This is a genomic window from Okeania sp. SIO3B5, assembly GCF_010692555.1.
In the GTDB taxonomy this organism is placed as follows: Bacteria; Cyanobacteriota; Cyanobacteriia; order Cyanobacteriales; family Microcoleaceae; genus Okeania.
In genome coordinates this window covers 1-5,182 of sequence record NZ_JAAHHG010000633.1, presented here as the reverse complement: position 1 = coordinate 5,182, position 5,182 = coordinate 1, and the positions used below count along the sequence as shown (strand labels likewise).

Annotated in this window: 5 protein-coding genes; 3 read left to right on the top strand and 2 right to left on the bottom strand. The window is 37.0% G+C overall.

The features are described from left to right. Positions 1 to 37 precede the first annotated feature (37 nt). Positions 38 to 1,078, bottom strand: a complete 1,041-nt coding sequence (locus tag F6K54_RS39845; RefSeq protein ID WP_293089850.1) for an adenosine deaminase — start codon at positions 1,076 to 1,078, stop codon at positions 38 to 40. Positions 1,079 to 1,950: 872 nt separating this feature from the next. Between F6K54_RS39845 and F6K54_RS39840 the strand changes: the two genes are divergently transcribed. Next, positions 1,951 to 3,285, top strand: coding sequence for an adenylosuccinate synthase (locus tag F6K54_RS39840; protein WP_293089848.1), 1,335 nt, complete (start codon positions 1,951 to 1,953; stop codon positions 3,283 to 3,285). Between the two features lie 83 nt (positions 3,286 to 3,368). Here F6K54_RS39840 and F6K54_RS39835 read toward each other — a convergent pair whose 3' ends face one another. Then, positions 3,369 to 3,554: a hypothetical protein gene (locus F6K54_RS39835; RefSeq protein ID WP_293089846.1), complete on the bottom strand. Its 186-nt coding sequence runs from the start codon at positions 3,552 to 3,554 to the stop codon at positions 3,369 to 3,371. Positions 3,555 to 3,722: 168 nt separating this feature from the next. Between F6K54_RS39835 and F6K54_RS39830 the strand changes: the two genes are divergently transcribed. Further along, a complete protein-coding gene (locus tag F6K54_RS39830; RefSeq protein WP_293089844.1) occupies positions 3,723 to 4,319 on the top strand; it encodes a 50S ribosomal protein L25/general stress protein Ctc in 597 nt (198 codons plus the stop codon). Positions 4,320 to 4,732: 413 nt separating this feature from the next. Further along, positions 4,733 to 5,155: a Uma2 family endonuclease gene (locus F6K54_RS39825; protein ID WP_366558381.1), complete on the top strand. Its 423-nt coding sequence runs from the start codon at positions 4,733 to 4,735 to the stop codon at positions 5,153 to 5,155. Positions 5,156 to 5,182: the final 27 nt, after the last annotated feature.

The following is a 5,182-nucleotide window of genomic DNA, read 5'->3' as shown; positions in this document are numbered from 1 at the left end:
TAAGGGGATAAAAAGCGGTCGAGAGATGGCATTGATACTAGCAATCAACTCCTGAAACTATAGGTTCTGGCTGTAATAATCCTGTTAACATTTCCTCTGGCCGCTTACCATGAGGCCAAGCAAAAGCATGACGAAATGCTGCATCTTGACAAGCTTGTAATTGTCGAAAATCAATCACATCTAAGGTTAGTAAATTCTCATATTCAAACGGCAAACGTACATTATGTAAACCAGCATTATCTGTACAAATAGCAATATCTACTCCAGCATCAAAACATTGGTCAAATACTGTTTTTAACTGACTCATATTATCCATAGTACCTGTTTTGAAATAAGTAGTTGGACAAATTTCTAAACATTGCCCTTTCTTAGCTACCTCTTTTAATAGTTCTGGATGTTTTAAAGGAATTTGAATTCCATGACCAATTCGCATTAAATAAGGTAGTAATTCTGGATGACAACCGTCGGGAGTTTCATAAAGATGCCCAGTAGTTTTTACCTTCTGGGAACGCGCATATTTATACAGTTTAATAAACTCATCTATACGTTCACCATAATGATTATCTCCACCAGCTAAATCTATAGCACATACATATTCTGGCATTTGTACTGCTAAATCTACAATTGCTTGATTAACTTCATGAGGTAATCTAGTGTGCATACATAGAATTTGGCTAGTAACAATAGGGTATTCATTTTGTTGACTTGCCTTACCCACAGTTGTAACTATTTCTGACATTAAATCTATACGTTCAGACTGAGATAAATGTTCTGGAGTTCTCAAATAAGGTGTATAACGTAACTCTAAATAAGCTAAATTTTCAAATGTATAAGCACCTCGAATTAACCGATAAATAAAGTAAGGCAATGTCTCAATAGTTTGAACGTGTTCTACTAATGTATGTAGTTCCAAATATTCATCTAATGTGTTCCTTGGTTTGGTGTAAAATTCTTCAAATTGTTGATATTCGGGAAAACGCTTTGCTAGCTCCTCGTTTTGACGTTGGAAATATCGCCATAAAACTCTAGGAACTACCGAACCTCCTAAATGTCGATGTAATTCTGCGTGTAAAGCCATAGAAATCTAATTTATCCTTTAAGTATAAGTATTAATTAAGGTAAGCATTTCCTAGATCATGCTGCGCAAACAGCGGTCAGCTAGCCTCCTATCGGAGGAACTTTCCTACGGAATGCTACGCAAACGTTAACAGCTATCAGCTAAGGAAGAAGGCAAAAATTTATTTAATAGCAAATACATAACTTCTAACTTCTCTGTTTGGTCAAGTTTTATCTTAAGAAAGGTGTTTATAAAGTATAGTTTTAAGAGCAGAGTTTTATTGCTGAGAACTGACAGCTAATAGCTGAATGCTTACGAATTAAGTAATCCTAGTTTCAGTAATTAAGTTTTCCTAAATAAATAAGTTTTGAACAAATGTTAGTTATCTAAATACTGAAAGTTACTTCTGTTGATATGTAGTTAATATTGATAATTTTATCTAGGATGGTAATGGTATTTTCTAGAATTAAAAAATCAGTAGTCAACCAGTCAGAATTAAATAATTGAATTTGCTAATTAACAACCCAGTTAATGTTAATTATTCTGATGTTTACTTCTCACTTTAGGGACGTTACATGCAACATCCCTACCTACTCCCATACTTCCTCACTCCCCCTTATGCTAACTCCTCCTACTAGACTGACACAGCTAAAACTGTGCACTCTTATTTTTATTTCTAGGTGTCTTTATCTCCCCTACTCCCCCACTCCCCCACTCCCTACTCCCTAATGCACCATTTAAGGTGTGTCAGTCCACTACTTTGAACTCTCAATGACAGCAAGAGTTTGAGATATACACTCTTAATTGTAACAATAATTAACAAAAATCGATTGACATAATATTTAGTTAATGTAATAGTAGTGAATTGTGTTAACTATCCGTAGAGGAGACCCTTGGCTAACGTAATCGTAATAGGTGCCCAGTGGGGCGATGAAGGAAAAGGAAAAATTACTGATTTGTTGAGCAAGTCAGCAGATGTGGTAGTACGTTACCAGGGGGGAGTAAATGCTGGCCATACTGTTGTTGTTGACGGTCAAACATTTAAACTACACTTAATTCCTTCCGGTATTCTTTATCCTGATACTCAGTGTATCATTGGCTCTGGAACAGTTATCGACCCCAAGGTTCTGATTGAAGAATTAGACCAGGTTGAAGCTTTAGGAATCTCCACATCAAATTTGATGATTTCTCAAGCTGCTCATGTGACAATGCCTTACCATAGACTAATAGACCGGGCATCGGAGGAACGTAGAGGTAGTCAAAAAATAGGAACTACAGGAAGAGGTATTGGTCCAACTTATGCTGATAAGTCCGAGCGTACTGGGATTCGGATGATTGATTTGATTAGTCCAGATAGATTAAGAGAGCAGATAAATTGGACAGTTAATTATAAGAATGTAATTTTAGAGAAGCTTTATAATCTATCTCCTTTAGACCCAGATGAGGTAGTAAAAGAATATCTGGAGTATGCAGAGCGCCTCAGACCTAACGTTATAGACGCGTCCTTGAAAATCTACAATGCAATTCAGCACAGACACAATATTTTATTTGAAGGGGCACAAGGTACTCTCCTAGATTTAGACCACGGTACTTATCCTTACGTTACTTCCTCAAATCCAGTGGCAGGAGGTGCTTGTGTGGGGGCGGGAGTAGGGCCAACAATGATTGACCGAGTAATTGGTGTGGCAAAGGCTTATACTACTAGAGTGGGAGAAGGACCATTTCCCACAGAAGCTCAAGATGATATAGGGACATTGCTACGCGATCGCGGTGCAGAATTTGGGACAACAACTGGTCGTGAACGTCGGTGTGGATGGTTTGATGCAGTAATTGGACGTTATGCAGTCCGAATTAATGGTATGGATTGTATGGCAATTACTAAATTGGATGTATTGGATGAATTGTCAGAGATTAAAGTATGTGTAGCTTATGATATGGAGGGCGATCGTTGTGAAGATTTTCCTAGTAGTTCTTTGCAGCTAGCTAAATGTAAACCTATTTATGAAACTTTACCTGGTTGGCAACAGCCAACTATAGATTGTAGAAGTCTTGAAGAGTTACCCAAGCAAGCTTTAGATTATTTACGGTTTTTGGCAGAGCTAATGAATGTACCTATTGCCATTGTGTCTTTAGGAGCTAGTCGTGACCAGACTATTGTCGTTGAAGACCCAATTCATGGACCAAAGCGGGCACTTTTAGGTTCTCATGGTAGTACGATTATTTCTTAATTAAAGGAAAGGTAATTGTTAATAATTAATGTTGAACAACCTATTCAAGTAATAAATTGCTGGTAAAAGTAAAAGTTAAATATTTATTTATTCCGTTTTTTTAATACCTCTCTATTTATGTTATTTCTCTTGATACGAACTTCTGCCAAAAGCATAATTATAGATGTTTTAGAAGATTTGTTAGTTCTGTCGTTGTAATAGTTAGCTTGAGACAAGCAAAACTTAAAACGGGAGCAAGATGCTCCCACTGGTTTTACTATTATAGTCATTATCTTTTATGTGGCGGGTTTAATATCCTACCGTCTCATTTAAATTCATCAGTAATTTTCCCTTCTTCCTTCTTCCTTCTTCCTTCTTCCTTCTTCAAATTAATTGTCAATGCCATGTACCCAAAACTTTGATATAATCAGTAAGCAAACTAAGCGAAAAAAGTCAAGATGGAAGTTACAGTAGAATGTCAAAAAAGACCTGAAGGTAGCAAAACCAAAGCTCTAAGACGAGAAGGATTAATTCCTGCAGTATTATATGGTCATCAAGGTACAGAATCAGTTCCATTAACAATTGAAGTTAAAAAAGCACAAAAGTTGTTAAAGGATACCTCTATTAACAATACAATTATCGATCTTCAAGTTCCTGATATTTCTTGGAGTGGTAAAACTATTCTTCGGGAAGTTCAATCTCATCCCTATAAACCCTTAATTCTTCACCTAAGTTTTTTCTCCGTAGCTGCTCATGGAAGTTTAGATGTAGAAGTACCTATAAATTTTGTTGGCGATCCAGTAGGAGTTAAGGTAGATGGTGGAATTTTAGACCAGGTTGTTACAGAATTAGCAATCAGATGCAAACCAGATAAAATTCCTGAAACATTGGATATAGATATCTCAGGTCTTAAGTCAGGAGAATCTCTTCAGCTAAGTCAAATTACTTTACCAGAAGGAGTAGAAGCGGCAGGAGAAGCAGGCTTAGTGTTAGCGCGTGTAATAGCTCCTGTGGGAGCGTCATCTACAGAGTCAGAGGGTGAAACGGCAGAATAAGTTAGAGATTTCATCGTCAGTCAAAAGTCAAAAGTCAAAAGTAATCCCTGACTAATTAAATGGTGCAATAAATGTAGGTTGGGTTGAGGGATGTTAGCGCCAGCTTATCCGTAGGATAACCCAACTTACTTAGGGCTTGCTGATTAAACTCAAAGTATTGACAGATAAAAGATTCAGCCTTTAAAGGAGCGAAAAAAATGCCTGGTTTTATGTTGAAAACCCTCAAAAACTTAGCATATAAAGACAGGGGGGATAGCAGAAAAATAACTCTGACAATTGTTCCGACTATCTTTTCTATAATTCCTTGTTTCTCTTAACTATTCTAATCTCCCCTACTCCCCCACTCCCCTACTCCCCTACTCCTGAAAAAGACTTTTTCAGTAAACCCTACTTAGTTTTTGTAAGGAGAAAAAATGCTGGTTAAACTCCAACAATTAACTGTTCCTCCAGGACAGCGAGTGTTATTAAAAGATGTAAGTTGGCAAGATTTTGAAGGAATTTTAGCCGACTTAGGAGAAAGTCGTAATTCGCGAATTGCTTATGAAAATAATACTTTGGAAATTATGGCACCATTACCAGAACATGAAAGTGCAAAAGTGATTATTGCAGATTTATTAAAGGTGCTGATGCAGGAGTTAGAAATTGATTTTTGGCCTCTTGGTTCCACAACTTTTAAAAATGAATTGATGCAGCAAGGTATTGAACCTGATGACTGTTTTTATATTGAAAATGAGGCAAAAGTACGAGGTAAGAAACGAATAGATTTAACTGTCGGTCCGCCTCCAGATTTAGCGTTGGAAATTGACGTTACTTCTCGCACGCATCCTAATATTTAAGATCGGAAGAGCGTCGTTGGGCGCAGA

Excerpts from the sequence above, each read along its gene's own strand:
- F6K54_RS39845 (WP_293089850.1), bottom strand. The coding sequence starts at position 1,078 with ATGGCTTTACACGCAGAATTACATCGACATTTAGGAGGTTCGGTAGTT.
- F6K54_RS39835 (WP_293089846.1), bottom strand. The coding sequence starts at position 3,554 with ATGACTATAATAGTAAAACCAGTGGGAGCATCTTGCTCCCGTTTTAAG.
- F6K54_RS39830 (WP_293089844.1), top strand. The coding sequence starts at position 3,723 with ATGGAAGTTACAGTAGAATGTCAAAAAAGACCTGAAGGTAGCAAAACC.
- F6K54_RS39825 (WP_366558381.1), top strand. The coding sequence starts at position 4,733 with ATGCTGGTTAAACTCCAACAATTAACTGTTCCTCCAGGACAGCGAGTG.